Raw genomic sequence first — 15,943 nt, forward strand, 5'->3', positions numbered from 1 at the left:
GAGTCAGGGCAATCCTTAGATCATTTCCTCGCCACCTTTGCCACCGAGCACGATCTCGCCGGCCTCGGCCATACGACGTGCAATGGTGAGGATTTCTTTCTGTGCGGTTTCCACGTCGCTGACACGCACCGGACCCTTGGCTTCCAGGTCGTCGCGCAACAGTTCGGCAGCACGCTTGGACATGTTCTTGAAGATCTTTTCCTTGATCGCCTCGTCCGACCCCTTGAGCGCAAGCACCAGTACGTCCGAAGACACTTCGCGCAGCAGCGCCTGGATACCACGGTCGTCCACGTCGGACAGGTTGTTGAACACGAACATGAGGTCTTCGATCTGCACCGACAGGTCTTCATCGACCTCGCGGATCGAATCCATGAGCGCGCCTTCGATAGAGCTGTCGAGGAAGTTCATGATGTCGGCAGCGCGCTTGATACCACCCAGGGTAGTACGCGAAGTGTTTGCGTTGCCGGAGAACTGCTTCTCGAGAATCTGGTTGAGCTCCTTGAGAGCTGCCGGTTGTACGGTATTGAGCGATGAAACGCGCAGGATGATGTCCAGACGCACCTTATGGTCGAAATGCCCAAGCACTTCACCCGCCTGGTCGGCATCCAGATACGCCACCACAATCGCCTGGATCTGCGGGTGCTCGAAACGGATCACATCGGCGACCGCACGCGGCTCCATCCACTTGAGGCTGTCCAGGCCGCTGGTGTTGCCACCCAGCAGAATACGGTCGATCAGGCCGTTGGCCTTGTCTTCGCCCAGGGCCTGGGTGAGCATCTTGCGGATATAGCCATCGGAACCAACGCCAAGGCTGGTCTGGTCGCCGACGATATCGACGAACTCGCTCATGACCTCTTCGACCTGCTCGCGATGCACGTTGCGCATCTGAGCCATGGCCACACCCACTTTCTGGACTTCCTTTGGTCCCATGTGCCGAAGCACCTGGGCCGCATCGGTTTCACCCAGAGAAAGCAGCAGCACGGCTGCCTTCTCCACCCTGCTCAGTTTGGCTACGACGGCTCGATCATTCATCAGTGTTAATCCACTCTTTCACAACCTGGGCCACACGACCCGGGTCTTCGGCCACCAAACTCTTGATTGCATTCAACTGTGCGTCATAACCCTCGGTCGGGCTAGGCAGCAGGATACTTTGCGGACCACCCAGGCTGACGCGGTCATTGGACAGTTCGCCATCCATGCCACCGCCGCCCATACCACCGAAGCCACCCAGCTCCGAGTCGCCGAACCCGCCCAGCTCCTTGCCCTTGCCGCTGGTGATGTTGTTCAGCACTGGACGCAGAACACCGAAAACCAGAATCAGGATGAAGATCACACCCACGGCCTGCTTGAGAATGTCCCAGAACCATGGCTGCGAGTAGAACGGAATTTCCGGAATCACTTCACCGCGCTCAGTAGAGAACGGCACGTTGATCACACTGACACTGTCACCACGGCTGGCATCGAAACCGACGGCATCCTGAACCAGGCGCGTGAAGCGGGCCAGATCAGTAGCACTCCATGGCGCACGGGTCACTTCGCCATTGGCCGGGTTGGTCTTGACCATGTCATCGACGACCACCGCCACCGACAGACGAGTCAGACGACCCTGCTGTTGCTTGGTGTGGCTGATAGAGCGATCCAGCTCGAAGTTCTTGGTCGACTGCACACGCTTGTCGGCCGGGTACGGAGCCAGAGCTGGCTGACCAGTGGCCGGGTCCATGATCTGCTGGCCATTGGCATCGAGCAGCGGCTGGCCGGGCGCGATAGCCGCTGCGGCACCGGCAGCACCGCCACCGGCAGTCTGAGGTGCGGTCGCAGGGCCTGGAGGCTGGTTGCTCAAGGCACCCGGCACACCTTGCGGGCCGGAACTGCTGGAGCGCTGCTCATTGACCGACTGCTCGCTGCGCAGAGCAGGCTGGTCAGGATTGAAGCTTTCGGCTGTCGATTCGACGGCGCTGAAATCCACCACTGCCGAGACTTCGGCCTTGTAGCGGTCACTGCCCAGAATAGGTTGCAGGATATTCTGCACGCGCTGGGTCAGCATGCCTTCCATACGACGGCTGTAGTCGAACTGCTTGCCAGCCATGGTCAGCTCGGAGTTTTCGGCCTGATCGGAAAGCAGGTGGCCCTTCTGATCAACAACCGTGATCTGCGATTTGCTCAGTTCGGGAACACTGGTCGCAACCAGGTTCACGATAGCCACGACCTGACTTGGCTCCAGAGTGCGCCCGGCGTACAACTCGACCAGAACCGAAGCACTTGGCTTGCGATCGTCGCGTACAAAGACCGAACTCTTTGGAATCGCCAGATGCACACGCGCAGCCTTGACGTTGTTCAAGGACGAAATGGTGCGAGCCAGCTCACCTTCCAGGCCACGACGGTAGCGTGTGGCTTCCATGAACTGGCTGGTACCCAGGCCCTGGTCCTTGTCCAGAATCTCGAAACCGATGTTGGAGTCGTTCTGTACCACACCTGCCTGAGCCAGCTGGATACGCGCACGCTGCACGTCATCGGCCTTCACCAGCAAGGCACCGGAGTTGGGCTCGACGGTATAGGAGATGTTCGCGGCAGTCAGGGTTTCCATGATCTGCTTGCTGTCCATCCCCGCCAGGCTGCCGTAAAGCGGCCGGTAATCGGGTTGCTGGGACCAGAGCACCACGGCAAAGCCAATGGCCACGCTGGCAGCCAGACCGACCATGAGGCCAATCTGACGCAGCATGGTCATTTCAGAAAGATTTTCCAGAAAAGACAGACCAAACAATGGCTTCTTGTCTGGAGAGCCCGCTCTTGCCGGAACGGTTTCGGCTGTTGCTTCGGCCATGACTCAGTACGTCCTTTAAACCGGCATCTGCATGATGTCTTGATAGGCTTGAACCAGCTTGTTACGAACCTGGGTCAAAGCCTGAAACGAGACGCTGGCTTTTTGTGAGGAAATCATGACGTCAGTCAAATCGACACCACTCTTGCCGATTTCAAATGCGTTAGCCAACTGACCTGCAGCCTGCTGGGTTTCGGAAACCTTGTTGACGGCCTGGCCAAGCATATCGGCAAAGCTGCTGGTGCCGACTTCCGGCGTAGCGGTCACTGGTTTGGAGGCCGCCATGGCATCCATCTGCATGGCCCGCATATCCAACATCAAGCGATTAAATTCAACACCTTGGCTCATGGACATTTTCTCTCGTAAGGCCCGCAATTTTTTGACACTGATTCAGCGGATAGTTAAGACATAGCAACAAGAGTGCCAAATAGATAACGACATCTCGTTTCGCCCTGCTCTCACCCGCGACCCAGACCTTCTGGGTGAACCCCTTCCCTTGCACCAATGACGTCAATATGCCATTGAATTACATCATTCATACGACAAAGCCAAAAGAAAGGATCACCCTCCCCGACCCGCCTGAACCACTCAAGTCGCGAACAGATAACCCTCGACATCCATGCCCGCATCACGCATCTGCGCCAGCTTGTAGCGCAAAGTCCTTGGGCTGATCCCCAATCGCTCGGCCGCCTCCTTTCGACGCCCACGCTCAGTACGCAGCGTGTCAATAATCACTTGAAACTCACGACGCCTGAGATCATCCCCCAGCGCACCAGCCGACTCGGCACTCGCGCCTGCCTGCACAGCGTCGACCGCAGCCACAGGCGCCGACGGCAGCGAAGCTACAGACTGCACGGCCCCCGTGACAGGTCCCGCCAGACAGAAATCCTCGGCCTCGATCACGCCGCCCTGCTGCAGGATCAAGGCCCGCTGCACGGCATTATCCAGTTCCCGCACGTTGCCCGGCCACGAATATCCCACCAGACACGCCTGCGCCTGGGCAGACAACCGCACAGGCGCATGCTTCATTTTATTGACGTGCTTGGCCAACAGACGCTCAGCCAACGGCAGAATATCGGCAGTCCTTTGACGCAGCGCCTGCCATGCCAATGGAAATACCGATAACCGATAAAACAGATCCTCACGAAACCGCCCTGCCGACACTTCACCCGCCAGATCACGGTTGGTGGTCGCCAGCACCCGAATATCCAGACTGATCGGTTTACGGGCACCCACACGCTCTACTTCCCGCTCCTGAAGCACTCGCAACAGTTTGGCTTGCAAGCCCATGGGCATCTCAGAAATCTCATCAAGCAGGATCGTACCGCCATCAGCCTGCTCGAACTTGCCTGCCTGCGCCGCAATGGCGCCGGTAAACGAGCCCTTCTCATGACCGAACAGCGTCGCTTCCAGCATGTTGTCCGGAATCGCCGCGCAGTTGATCGCGATAAAAGGCTTATCGGCACGCGGAGAATTTTGATGAATGAATCGCGCCAATACTTCTTTGCCGGTCCCGGACTCGCCTGAAATCAGCACGGTGGAATCGCTTTTCGCCACCCGGCTTGCCAGATTAAGAAGCTGAATACTGGCGGGCTCCACAGCAATTGGCCCATCGCTTTCAACAGGCCCCAGGCGCCCAAGCGCATGCCTGGCAACCAACGCCAGCAAGGCTCGCGGCTCGAACGGCTTGACCAGATAATCCGCCGCCCCCTGACGCATGGCATCGACGGCACGCTCGACAGCCCCATGAGCGGTCATCAGCAGAACAGGCAATTGCGGATGGCGAGTGCGCAACAGCGCCAGCAATTGATGCCCATCCATGCCCGGCATGTTCACATCACTGATGACCAGACTGAACGGCTCCTGATCCACCGCGAGCAAGGCATCTTCAGCCGAACCCACCGCACGGTAGCCGTATCCGGCCAACTCAAGAGTCTCACCCAGCGCCTCGCGCAATGAACGGTCGTCTTCGACCAACAGCACCTTGATCGACATCAGCTATTACTCACTGAGGCGCAGACCGGAATCAACGGCAAACTGACGATTGCACAAGTCCCGCGATTGACAGTGGAACGGTACTGCACACCACCCTGGTGAGCCCGTGTTACCGCCGTGACCACCGCAAGACCAAGGCCGGTGCCGGTCGTCTTGGTAGTGAAAAACGGCTCACCAATACGCGATAGCGCTGACTTGTCCATGCCGCCGCCGTTATCACTGAAGCACAGGCGCAAGGTATTGCCACGGCTGTAGGCATGAATTTTCAGGCGGGTCCTGCCCACACTGGCCTGCACTGCGTTTTCCACCAGATTGAGCAACGCACCCACCAGCGTGTCGCGATTGCACAGCAACTCACCATCAATCGAATCGCACTGCCAGCGCACCGCCACATCCTGGACATGAGTCTGCGCCGCAGACTGCAAAGCCTGGAACAACTCGCCCGGCGTCAGGCGATCGGTCAACGGCAGTTCGCCACGCGCAAAGACCAGCATGTCGCGCACTTGATGCTCAAGCTCATGCAAGCGCTCCTTGAGCCGCGAAGCAAAACGCTGCTGGGTTTCGACCGGCAACTCCTGCTCGGTCAAATGACTGGCATAGATCATGGCTGCCGACAGAGGTGTGCGGATCTGATGCGCCAGAGAAGCGACCATTCGCCCCAGAGAAGACAAACGCTCATGGCGCGCCAGTTGCTCCTGAAGATGACGGGTTTCAGTCAGATCGTTGAGCAATACCAGTTGCCCTGGCTCTGCATCCAGCGAGCGAGTGGCAATGGACAGACGACGCCCGTCCCGCAGAGAGATTTCGTGCCCGTCATCTTCACGAGGGGCAAAGCAGCGACTGATAACGTGACGCCACAACATGCCCAGCAAAGGCTGACCCAACATTTCGATGGCCGCCGGATTAGCCTCGCGCACAACCCCCATGCCGTCTATGACGATCACGCCACCGGGCAGCAGGTCCAGAAGATTCTGCAAACGGTTGGCCAGGCGCTCTTTCTCTGCCAACTCCTGCATACGCTGAACACCAGCCTCGGCCAGCTCTCCTTTCAACTCCGCGACGCGAGTTTCCAGCAGGCCGTAGGAATCAGACAGTTGTGCTGACATCTGGTTAAACAACGAGAACGCCTGCTCAAGCCCCTGGCGACTTTCCAATTCCAGGGAAGGTTGAGCTTGGCTGGGCAAGTCAGAAGACATTTGGGCGGCCTTGGACATAAATCATCTCTCGCATGGCGAACCGTCATTAAACGGTATGTTGAGAGTGACTTAGCAATCCTCGTGCCTAAAAAAAACCCCTGAAAATTCAGAGGTTTGATTTTTGGCACCCGGAAGAAGCGTCAATCATCCGCCTGATCATCACCTTCCCGGCGACTCATGCCATATTTGCGCATCTTTTCCACAAGCGTTGTACGACGAATCCGCAAACGTTCTGCAGCACGGGCCACGATGCCGTTTGCATCATCCAGCGCCTGCTGAATCAGACCTTGCTCCAGACCACCCAGGTAGTCCTTGAGGTCCAGACCTTCCGGTGGGAGCACAGCGCCGGAAGCGAAGTTCGGCGTATGGCCATTGATAGCCACACGCTCTTCCAGATCACTGCGCAGGCTGTCGACCATCTGCTCGTCTTCATCGTCGACATAGCGGAATTTCTTCGGCAGTTCCGCAACACCGATAACACCATATGGATGCATGATCGCCATGCGCTCCACAAGGTTGGCCAGCTCGCGAACGTTACCCGGCCAGGCATGGCGACACAGCGACATGATGGCGGCCGAATTGAAACGGATCGAACCGCGCTTTTCGTGCTCCATGCGCGAGATAAGCTCGTTCATCAGCAACGGAATGTCTTCGACGCGCTCACGCAGCGGTGCCATCTCGATCGGGAAAACGTTCAGACGGTAATAGAGGTCTTCACGGAAACTGCCGATCTCGATCATGTTTTCGAGATTCTTGTGAGTCGCAGCAATGATTCGCACATCGATACTTTGAGTCTTGTTGCTGCCGACCCGCTCGAAAGTGCGCTCCTGCAGGACACGCAGCAGCTTGACCTGCATCGGCAACGGCATGTCACCGATCTCATCGAGGAACAGAGTACCGCCATTAGCCAGTTCAAAGCGCCCGGCACGACTGGTGATCGCCCCGGTAAATGCGCCCTTCTCATGACCGAACAATTCGCTTTCCAGCAACTCGGCCGGAATCGCCCCGCAGTTCACCGGAACAAAAGGCGCGTCGCGACGCTTGGAGTGATAGTGCAGGTTGCGAGCGACCACTTCCTTGCCCGTACCCGACTCACCCAGAATCAGCACGCTGGCATCAGTATCGGCAACCTGCTGCATCATCTGCCGCACGTGCTGAATGGCACGGCTGGTACCTACCAGGCTGCGGAACAGATTGGGCTCGCGATGCCGACCACGCTCGCGGGCCTGATCGTACATTTCACGATAAACCTGGGCACGATGCAGAGCATCCAGCAGCTTGCTGTAGCTGGGAGGCATTTCGAGGGTGGAAAGCACACGCCGACGCAGGTCTTCGGGAAGGTCGACAGCAGAATTTTCGCCCATCAACAGAACGGGAAGGAACTCATCCCATGCAGCGACTGTCTTAAGGAGTCCTTGCAGGCTACCTGGAGCGCTCACACTCCCCACGAGGACGCAGAGAACTTCGCGAGTGGAGGCCAATGAACCGACAACCTGCTGCCAGTCCTGGCTGGAACAGGATAAATTTTCTTCGCCCAGAAAATTCAGGATAACCGCCAGATCCCGGCGGCGCTGGCTATCGTCATCGATTAGCAGAATCTTGATTTCACGCCACATGCAATAGCAACTTCCCTAGTCAACTCAATGCCCGAGATCGGGGGCAGCTTGGCATCTCAGCCGTAATATCCGATAAGACGCCAGAAAATAGTGAACATCACTAGTTAAGTCAAAAAAACATACACAGTCAAATTTATGGCGAAACTATTGTCGAACAATCAAACCGACAATTAAAAGCTAGCCAAACAGATGGTATACCTTCGCGGCATTTTTGGCATTGCGGATTTGTGTCATTTCATCGGCGATTGCCTGACGCTCATCTGTAGCAACGTCAATCAATTGTCGATATACACCCAGCAGCTCTTCGAGATTGCTACGCAAACCCGGCTCATCGGCAGGCGCTTCGCTGACAACTGCTTCAACACATTCACGGCACGCCAGATCAAGCTTGACGATTGCTTCCCAGTCACGCTCGGCCAAGGCCCCGACCAACGCTTCACGGGTTTCTTCGATACGCTTGAGCGCAGCACTCATGGTGTTTTTCTCCAGAAGACAGCGAACTTATTGTTGTACAGCGCCGATTGCATCCCAGCCTTCCTTGACGGTAATCAGCAGACCAGCGACTTCATCGAGCATTTTTTCATCGTTCTTGGCATTGGCTTCAGCCAGACGCTTCATCATGTAGTGATAAAGGCTGTCCTGGCGGACCAGCGTCGGGTCACTTTCAAGATCCAGACCTTCACGCAACCCACCCACAATGCCAATGGCCTTGCCGATGAAAACACATTTATTGGGGATATCCTTACGCGCCATGGCGCCCTTGGCCTGGGCGATGCGGTCAAGGCCACCCTCCATCAACATCTGAACCAGACGGTGAGGGCTGGCTTCAGAGGTCTGTGCCTGGGAGCCAATCTTCTGATACTGACGCAGTGCTAACATCGGGTTCATAGGGGGCCTCGTAGCAGATCCATATTACGTATACCCAAGCTATCGACGTACGGTCAAAAAACTTTAGCCCAAAAGCAAAAACCCGACACGGGGTCGGGTTCTTGGCATCATCTTTAATTTACGAAGCGTTTTTCTGTGCATTCATCGCCTCGAAAATCGAGGTGATACTACTGGCCGTTGCCTTGAGCTTACCTACCGCCAAGTCCATCGCGTTGTACTTTTTGGTCAGCGTATCAGTCAGCGTATCAATACGACGATCAAGAGCCTCTTGCTCAGCAGTGAGTCGAGTCTGAACCTGAGTCAGCATGGTTTTCTTGGAAGCAAGAACCCCTCCCGACCTCGTGTAGGGTTCGAGGGCTTTTTCCATACGCTCGATCAAGCCACCACTACCGGTGAATAACTGCTGAATATCACCGCCAAACTTCTTTTCATTCAGAGCAGCAGTAAATTCAGTGGTATTCAAAAACAGCGTACCGTCGTTTTGCTGAGTCGTGATACCCAACTGAGCCAGAGACCCAAGACCACTGCTGGAGGTCGCCGTAGCAATCTGGTTACGAACAACCGCGAGCAAGGCACGAGGCGTCGAATCACCCGTCATGGCAGCTGCAGTGAAGCTTTTCCCATCGGCAGATACAGTGCCTTTGGTCAGCGTCGTTACAAGCTTGGCCAAGGTGTTGTAGGAGTCGACAAAAGTCTGCAGCGAGGTTTTCAAACCCTCAGTGTTGGTCGCGACCGTGATCGCAGTGTTCGTGTTGGCGTCGACGCTCTTGGCCACCAGCTCGAACGTCAGACCGGATACAGCGTTGCTGACCGTATTGGTCGCACTGGTAATCTTCAGCCCGTCGATAGTGAACTCGGCATCCATGGCCAAGGCCGAAATCGCGCCGGCGCCTGGAATAGGATTGCCATTGGCGTCGTTCGAGGTACTGGTGGTGCTCATCAACTTGGTGCCATCAACACTCAGCATGCTGAGGTCTGTACCACCATCCACTGAAATATCACTGCCCTTGCCGGTAGTCGTCGAGCTATACACCAACCGAGAGCCGTTGCTGTCGGTAATGATGTTCGCCGTAATACCCTTACCCTGGAGCGTGGAGTTGATCGTGTCACGCACCTGCTGCAGCGTAGAAGTCGAAGTAATCTTGACTTCGTAAGGAGTGCCATTTTGAGTGATTTTCAGGGTACCACTCGGAATAGCACTGATTTGAGACGAATTGAGTGCAGCCGTCGCAACCTTGGAGCTGGTCGCCAACTGGCTCACGTTAAGAGAATAAGTACCACTGACAGCCGTATTACCCGCAGTTGCCTTGACCACAGACTCATTGGCCGAAGTGGCGGCAAAACCCTGAAAGGCAGGTGTTGTGGTGCTCTTGAGAGCGGTCATCGCCGTCTGGAAGGCACTCAATGCAGCAGTCAGCTGATCGACACCACCAGAAGCCGCAGTATTGACACTTGTCTGCCTGGTGATCTGGTTTTGCTTGGCAGCCTTCTCGACCCCAACCAGACCATCAACGATATCTTTGATATTCAGACCAGAGTTGATGCCTGTACTTGCTGTAATTGTAGCCATGATGCTTACCCCTCAAGAATGTCGCCGATCTTTTGACCCTTTCCAAGGAATCGGAAAACCTGCAACAAGTTTCGTGCCAGTAGTCAGGCCTTGACGTGAAACAACAAGCTATGCGCGTTGTTCAAGCTATCGGCCAGTTTCAGGATTTCCGCATTGGGAATCTGTCGAACCACCTCACCGGAGTCACTCGCAATCACTTTGACAATGACTTTTCCAGAATCTTCGTCAATCGAAAATTCGAGGTTACGCTTGAACGACTGAAAGAACTTCTGAATGTCTTCCGCCGCAGCTTTCACCTTCTCCTCATCCTGTGAGTCGTCCTTTTGCAAGTCGGAACCCTTACTTTCGGACGTCGGAGCCACTCGCTCGACGGAAGGCTTATCAACTGGCTTATCCGTTGCTACAACAGGACTTGCCGGTTGAGCGGGTGGATAAGACACGTTCAGCTTTACACTCATATCCATGACCATCACCTCCGAAAGTAAAAAAGCGAGAGAGCACTGTTAAGCACTCCCCCGCCAAACTCATTCCGATATTACTGAAGCAGTTTCAGTACAGCGGAAGGCAGCTGGTTAGCCTGAGCCAGAACAGAGGTGGAAGCCTGTTGCAGGGTCTGTTGCTTGGTCAGCTGTGCAGTTTCAGCAGCGAAGTCGGTATCTTGTACACGACCCAGTGCAGCACTGGCGTTTTCGTTGATGTTCTGCAGGTTGGAGATGGTGCTGGTCAGACGGTTTTGTGCAGCACCGAGGTCAGCACGAGTGGCGTTGATGGTCGACAGAGCGGAGTCGATAGCGTCCATTGCAGCAGAGAATTTCAACTCTGCATCAGCGCTGTCGGAACCGGCGATGCTGATAGTCGAACCAACACCCAGGGTGCTCGCATCAAAGCTGGAGCTCAGAGTCAGAGTGATCTGGTTCGAAGCGCCAGTGTTGGAGCCGACCTGGAAGGTCATGGTGCTGGCAGTACCGTCGATCAGGTTCTTGCCGTTCAGGTTGGTGCTGTTTGCGATACGAGTCAGTTCTTCACTCATCGCGGTGAATTCTTTGTTCAGAGCGTCACGGTCAGTAGCGCTGTTGCTGTCGTTTCGCGACTGGACAGCCAGTTCACGCATACGCTGCAGAATGTTGGTGGACTCTTGCAGAGCACCTTCAGCGGTCTGAGCCAGGGACATACCGTCGTAGGCGTTCTTGATGGCCATGGTCTGGCCTTTGATCTGCGAGTTGATACGGGTGGAGATTTGCAGACCGGCAGCGTCGTCTTTGGCGCTGTTGATTTTCAGACCGGAAGACAGACGAGTCATCGAAGTCGACAGTGCGTCAGAGGCGCGACCCAGGTTCTTCTGAACGTTCAACGATGCAACGTTGGTGTTTACTGTTAAAGCCATGATGAATTCCTCGTTGGTTGGGTACTACGTGGCTTCCGGCCCCTGCAAGCGCCGGGTGTGCCTAGAGAACCTTCGTAATAGTTATCGTCGCGGTGGCAGGTTGCTTGAGCATTTTTTTGAAAATTTTTGCCAGCAATCTGCCAGCCCTTATAAAACAAGGGCTTGGCCCTCTACCCACAAGGAAATAACACCGGTAAACGGTCTTGCATAAAGGAACTTGCAAGTATGGAAAAAGCAGAAACTCAAAACTGCTGCTATTACGCAACCACTCTTTTTCATGAAAAAAGCGCTTGAGGGAGGCCCCGCAAGCGCTTTTTTTGAACAGGCCGGGATCAGGCCCTGTAGATGATCGCCGATCCCCAGGACAGTCCGACACCAAAACCGCTCAGTGCAACGCGCTTCCAGGAAGAGTCGAGCACATGTTTTTCAATCAGCAGCGGAATGCTCGAAGACACCGTATTGCCGGTTTCGACCATGTCCTTGAGAAACTTCTCGGGCTTGTCTTCAAAACGACGCGCCACGGCATCAACGATGGCTGCGCTTCCCTGGTGAATACAGAAGGCATCGATATCGTCAGGCTGCAGACCGGAATCACCCAGCAATTCATGCAGGTGCGCAGGCACTTTAAGCAATGCGAAGTTGAAGACCTGACGACCATTCATGAAGAACACGCCATTGCTGACCTTCAAGTGCGGCGCACCGGAACCGTCAGTACCGAACTTGGCCTTGCCCAACTGCCAGGGAGCATCTTCACCCATCCAGGTCGCAGTGGCGGCATCGCCAAACAGCATGGTGGTGTTGCGATCTTCAGGGTCGACGATCTTCGAGTAAGGGTCGGCAGTCACCAGCAGGCCGTTCTTCAGGCCCGCGGCTTCCATGAAGCCCTTGATCGCATAGATGCCGTACACATAACCGGAGCAACCCAGGGAGATATCGAACGCAGCGACACTGGTCGGCAGGCCCAGCTTGTCCTGCACGATGGCAGCAGTATGCGGCAGCCCTTCTTCGTCACCGTTCTGAGTGACAACGATGAGCACATCGATGCTTTCGCGCGTCAGCTGAGGATTGTTGGCCAGCAGTTTATTGACCGCTTCCACGCACAGATCCGACGTCTCCTGTGCGGAATCCTTGCGCGGGAGAAATGTGGAGCCTATTTTCCCAAAGATGAACTCTTCATCCTTGCCGAATCTGGCACCTTGAGCGTAGTTATCCACGCCATCTGTGGGCACGTAACTCGCTATGCTTTTTATGCCAATCATCATGGCTTCCCGATTAGTAAACAGGTAAATGTTCGTCCCAAAGAAATCAGGGCGCTACCGAATAGAGGCGATTTGCGGGCATTTTCAGGGGGCGGTGCATGCTTACGCAAGTCGAACGCACGTCGCTCCCTGTAACACGATACAGTGGAGATGCACTTTATGACCCGCAGGTCACTCCGAGATGCGTGCTTTACGGTTTGTGGAGCATGGAAAAACAGAAAAAAGCGTCTCCCCTGACCTTGCCAGGGAAAGGTGATCCGCCTGCGTTACAGACGGATCACCTGATCAGGCAGGATTAACGCGCAGCCAGCGTGAAGCCCGGGCCATTGAGGTCAAGATTGCGACTGTAAGCTTCATCATGCGCGAACTGTGCCGACCATTTGTCGATCAGTGCCGCAAGCGCCTCGTCAGGAGCATTCACCACGCCGGAATGCACGACCTGGACATGGGGCGTCCAGACCGTCAGATAACCGGCCTGGGAAGCCTTGAGGCACAAATCGACATCGGACAGGGCCTCGGCAAAATCACCTTCATCCAGACCGCCTACCGACTCAAACAACGACTTCTCGATCATCAGGCAAGCCGAGGACACAGCCGAGTAATTCTGCTCGACCACCAGACGGTGCATGTAGCCTCTGGATTTTTTCGACTCGCCCACGAAGCCTGAACCGACACCGCCATTCAAGCCCAGAATCAGGCCCGCCTGCGTCACGGTACCTTCGCGATCCACCAGCCTGACACCAACGATACCGACTTCCGGACGCTGAGCCTGGTTGAGCAACGACTCGATCCAGCCAACGTTGACGATCTGGCTCTGGGCATCAAGCAGAATCAGGTACTCGCCCTTGGCTTCCTGGCTGACGAGGTTATTCAAGACCGCCGGGCTCAAACGCTGGTCAGACCTGAACACACGAACCCGATTGGACAACTTCTCTTGCTGATCGAGCCAGGTCGACAGCTCAGGCGAACTGCTGTTGTTATCGGCAATCAACACCTCAAAGCGCTGATAACGGGTGCGCTGCAGAATGCTTTGCAGGCAGCGTTGCAACTGCGGCAGGTTGTCCTGGCTTTGCAGCAGGATCGAGACCATCGGCCGATGAGTGTGGCGGTAGTCGATCTTGTAGGTGCCCGGCAGTATCGAACTGACTTCAGCCTGATAGCCGCGCTTGCCAAGATGGCGAGTCAGCACCTTTTTCTCGTCTTCATTCTCCACAAGCTCGGGCGCTTCACAGATCAGAACCGGCTCACTCAGGTGTGCCAATCCGCTCATGCCACCCTGCTCGATCAAGCGCAGCAGCAGATCGAACTCCAGCGCTTTCGGGAATTCACGGGAGTAACCACCGGACTCGACCAGCAAGTCACGGCGGATCAGCCAGTGAGGCGCCATCAGCGCAGGCAGGCTTTGCAGCAGATCCAGGTTGAAGCCCGGACGGAACAGAGGTGCCAGCGTACCGTTAGGCTGACGATGGATTTCATCTACCGCCACCGCCCGGCATTGGGATGCGTCGATCAGTTCGATGCTGGCCTGGAGCAAACCGCTTTGGGTGAACTCTTCACCGGCACGCGCCAGCATCAACCAGTCACTGGGGGACTGTTTGACGACCTGATTGATCTTGTCGACATAGTTGCTTTCGGTGACTTTCACGAAATGCAGGGTATTTTGCAGCGTGGTGGTCGCTGGCAGCTCACCCGTGGTGAAAACAATGACCTTGAACGCTCGATAATGACCATTGATCAAGCTATCGAAAGTGGCCTGCAATTTGAAAATATCGGCGTCAAGATCAAGCAGCAGAATGCCGACCTGCGAGCCCGTCGGCTTTTTCTCCAGCCGGGCATTGAGCTTCTTCAGCTCTAAAGGGCTCGGGCTGCGCGCACCCAGCCACTTGAGCAGGCGACCGGAAGCCATGCCGTCGAGCAGTTTGCCGTTGTCATTGCCGGAAACAGCCTGCAGGCGCTTGCCCCAGGCCACGAGCCGCTCTGCCTCTTCCTCATCGTCTGCAGACTTGCCCAGCTCCTGAGCCAGTTTCTGCACAACGCCATGACTGAAGGCGTAGGTTCCATACGCCTGCCAGAGTCGGCTGACCAGCGTCTCGGCATCGGGGTTGCTTTGTGGGCGCAGCAGCTCGCTCTGCTTGAGCAGCGCAGCTTCCAGACCTTCCAGTTGCTGACGACCGGCCGGCAGGATATGGATCAGAAATTCGATACGGGCCAGTTCGTCGAAAAAGGGCTGGTTGTAAAATGGCATTTCAACGAACTGCTGGGGCTCGAAACGCGGCTCGGAACGCTCGAAGGCAACGTTCCATACCGCACTGACAATCTTTTCCTTGCCTTGAAAGCTCTGAGTGCTCAGAGATTCGCCCATGACTTCAAGACCGGCCAGAACCTGCTTTTTACCCTCCTCGCCCGCAAAGCCCGAAGCCGAGCCCAGGATAGCCAGCAACATCTCGGCAAAACCTTCGCGCCCGGCCCTGGCCTTGGGGTCGATATGCGTAAGCGCAGCATTGATAGCAGCACCATGGCGCGACTGCACTTCTTCACTTTCAATGAAGTGCAACCCATAAGGAACAGGCAGGATGCGCAGCTTGGCAGTCGCTACCAGATAGGCCATGTGGCCGATTTCCTGCCAGTGCAGATCCGTATTTTCGGGTACAGCGGCGAACCACTGCCGGGCCAGTTCGGTTCGGGTGACGGCGTTGAGCAAGGAAATGCTCTGCCCCAGAAAACCGACAAGACGCTCGCTCGCCTGATCCGATGAGTGATCCTCCACGACCTTGCGGTCGCGACGCAAATAATCCACCTGAGCGACGTGTGCCTGATAGCTCAGGCTGTAGCCCTGGCTCGCACCGTATTGGTCATTCTCTTCAAGAAAGCGCAATGCCTCGGTCAGCGCGTCCGGCAACAGGAAACTGCTGGCATCCAGGTACGCAACAAAAGGCGTGGCGACACGCTTGATGCCTTCGGCAATCCGGGCACTCAAACCGGCCTCGGCGAGTGCCGCATCGTGCCAGTACTCAAGACCCGGGGTCTTGGCGATTTCGGTATCGGGCACCCGAGATGTATCCACAACCACCAGAGCACAGGGATAGTCGCTGTAGTACTTCAAGGCTCGACGCAGAAAGTCCGGCTGATCCTGAGCCAGCAATACCAGTGTCAGACGCTGATTCAACGGCGTAGCTTCATTCCCGAAATTGCTTTGCATAGTCTTTCCCATAGCGAA

Annotated in this window: 13 protein-coding genes; all 13 read right to left on the reverse strand. The window is 55.9% G+C overall.

The window, feature by feature from the left end:
- Positions 1-15: 15 nt before the first annotated feature.
- The 13 genes from fliG to Q6A51_RS06235 all read right to left on the reverse strand — a co-directional run bounded on the left by fliG (position 16) and on the right by Q6A51_RS06235 (position 15,925).
- Positions 16-1,032, reverse strand: a complete 1,017-nt coding sequence (fliG, locus tag Q6A51_RS06175; RefSeq protein WP_117181174.1) for a flagellar motor switch protein FliG — start codon at positions 1,030-1,032, stop codon at positions 16-18.
- The gene (gene fliF, locus Q6A51_RS06180) at positions 1,025-2,821 is read right to left on the reverse strand and encodes a flagellar basal-body MS-ring/collar protein FliF (RefSeq protein WP_201004713.1); all 1,797 of its coding nucleotides are present in this window, start codon (positions 2,819-2,821) and stop codon (positions 1,025-1,027) included. Before fliF ends, fliG begins: the two co-directional genes overlap by 8 nt.
- Positions 2,822-2,836: 15 nt before the next feature.
- Positions 2,837-3,166 (reverse strand): flagellar hook-basal body complex protein FliE, encoded by a 330-nt coding sequence (fliE, locus tag Q6A51_RS06185; RefSeq protein ID WP_025260897.1) that lies wholly within the window; start codon positions 3,164-3,166, stop codon positions 2,837-2,839.
- 240 nt (positions 3,167-3,406) lie between these two features.
- Positions 3,407-4,813, reverse strand: a complete 1,407-nt coding sequence (locus Q6A51_RS06190; RefSeq protein ID WP_304574357.1) for a sigma-54-dependent transcriptional regulator — start codon at positions 4,811-4,813, stop codon at positions 3,407-3,409.
- Positions 4,813-6,027 (reverse strand): sensor histidine kinase, encoded by a 1,215-nt coding sequence (locus Q6A51_RS06195; RefSeq protein ID WP_201004715.1) that lies wholly within the window; start codon positions 6,025-6,027, stop codon positions 4,813-4,815. The genes Q6A51_RS06190 and Q6A51_RS06195 overlap by 1 nt, the downstream gene beginning before the upstream one ends.
- 122 nt (positions 6,028-6,149) lie before the next feature.
- Positions 6,150-7,625, reverse strand: coding sequence for a transcriptional regulator FleQ (fleQ, locus tag Q6A51_RS06200; protein WP_201004718.1), 1,476 nt, complete (start codon positions 7,623-7,625; stop codon positions 6,150-6,152).
- A 177-nt stretch (positions 7,626-7,802) separates the two neighbouring features.
- Positions 7,803-8,099: a flagellar protein FliT gene (gene fliT, locus Q6A51_RS06205; protein ID WP_201004719.1), complete on the reverse strand. Its 297-nt coding sequence runs from the start codon at positions 8,097-8,099 to the stop codon at positions 7,803-7,805.
- Between the two features lie 27 nt (positions 8,100-8,126).
- Entirely contained in the window at positions 8,127-8,513 is a 387-nt protein-coding gene (gene fliS, locus Q6A51_RS06210; RefSeq protein WP_117181170.1) for a flagellar export chaperone FliS, read from the reverse strand.
- 118 nt (positions 8,514-8,631) lie between these two features.
- Positions 8,632-10,086, reverse strand: a complete 1,455-nt coding sequence (gene fliD, locus Q6A51_RS06215) for a flagellar filament capping protein FliD (RefSeq protein WP_304574390.1) — start codon at positions 10,084-10,086, stop codon at positions 8,632-8,634.
- A gap of 80 nt (positions 10,087-10,166) precedes the next feature.
- On the reverse strand, positions 10,167-10,547 hold the full coding sequence (locus Q6A51_RS06220) for a flagellar protein FlaG (protein ID WP_201004720.1): 381 nt from the start codon (positions 10,545-10,547) through the stop codon (positions 10,167-10,169).
- A 71-nt stretch (positions 10,548-10,618) separates the two neighbouring features.
- Positions 10,619-11,467 (reverse strand): flagellin domain-containing protein, encoded by an 849-nt coding sequence (locus tag Q6A51_RS06225; protein ID WP_201018430.1) that lies wholly within the window; start codon positions 11,465-11,467, stop codon positions 10,619-10,621.
- 332 nt (positions 11,468-11,799) lie between these two features.
- The gene (locus tag Q6A51_RS06230; RefSeq protein WP_201018429.1) at positions 11,800-12,726 is read right to left on the reverse strand and encodes a ketoacyl-ACP synthase III; all 927 of its coding nucleotides are present in this window, start codon (positions 12,724-12,726) and stop codon (positions 11,800-11,802) included.
- A gap of 295 nt (positions 12,727-13,021) precedes the next feature.
- Positions 13,022-15,925: a TIGR00180 family glycosyltransferase gene (locus tag Q6A51_RS06235; RefSeq protein WP_304574358.1), complete on the reverse strand. Its 2,904-nt coding sequence runs from the start codon at positions 15,923-15,925 to the stop codon at positions 13,022-13,024.
- Positions 15,926-15,943: the final 18 nt, after the last annotated feature.

This window comes from Pseudomonas serbiensis, assembly GCF_030580745.1.
Lineage (GTDB): Bacteria > Pseudomonadota > Gammaproteobacteria > Pseudomonadales > Pseudomonadaceae > Aquipseudomonas > Aquipseudomonas serbiensis.